Annotated in this window: 1 protein-coding gene; it reads right to left on the bottom strand. The window is 46.9% G+C overall.

The features are described from left to right. Window positions 1-149: 149 nt before the first annotated feature. Window positions 150-656 (bottom strand): hypothetical protein, encoded by a 507-nt coding sequence (locus tag JIN85_RS20680; RefSeq protein WP_200274426.1) that lies wholly within the window; start codon window positions 654-656, stop codon window positions 150-152. Window positions 657-769: the final 113 nt, after the last annotated feature.

Genomic DNA, 769 nt, shown 5'->3' with positions numbered 1-769 from the left:
CCACGCCGCCTCTCCCATCACCAACCCGAAAGTCATTCCGGCAGCCACCGCCAAGGTAAAACTGCCGAATAATCATATTCATTCTAACCCAGAACGTCGAGGAGTGGTGCGTAGTGGAGCAAGTGAAGGCATGACTTAGTGCTCCAGCACTAATCATGACTGAGCGCGCGTAACGGAGTTACCTCCTCCGTCTTGTTCTGCCTTTCGTGCTCGTAGTCTCCAATGCTTGCCTTGGATTTGCCAAATTCCGCATTCTGTAAAATCCATTTGATTATCTTTATTTCTTCTTTGGTGCTTTCGGCTCTAAACTGATCCTCAAGAACTGTGTGACAGAAACTAGCAATCCGATATTCATTTCCTTCGGTTTCATAGCCGACCTGCCAGTTCAGTAGAATGCAGTTGGTTCCATCTTCCTCGAAACGCTTGAATTCACTTTTCAAGTAGAGGTCATCCCTGAAGGGTTCGAACTTCCCATCTGTGAAAGGTTCTTTTCCTTCATTCTTTTCGAAGGTCAGGACATTCAATCGAAGTGTTCCACTATCCTCTCGGTCTTCATAGAAGGTCGCACCGCCAGAAGGCTCATATTCTTCTTTCCAATCTTCGGGGATTGATAGCTTTACGATGCCTCCCCGATAGTTGATGCCCTTCATTTTCATTTTATTTGCAGAACGTATAAGGCCATCTGCGGCGGGATGGAAGCAACAAAGTCAACTACCAGGCTGATAGCCGTCGGATGCGCTGCCTTGTTCTGCTTGGTTTTCATTCATTG

It is taken from the genome of Luteolibacter pohnpeiensis (assembly GCF_016595435.1).
Taxonomy (GTDB): Bacteria; Verrucomicrobiota; Verrucomicrobiia; order Verrucomicrobiales; family Akkermansiaceae; genus Luteolibacter; species Luteolibacter pohnpeiensis.
The sequence above is the reverse complement of the archived record's forward strand: the minus strand, read 5'-3'. Positions and strand labels throughout refer to the sequence as shown.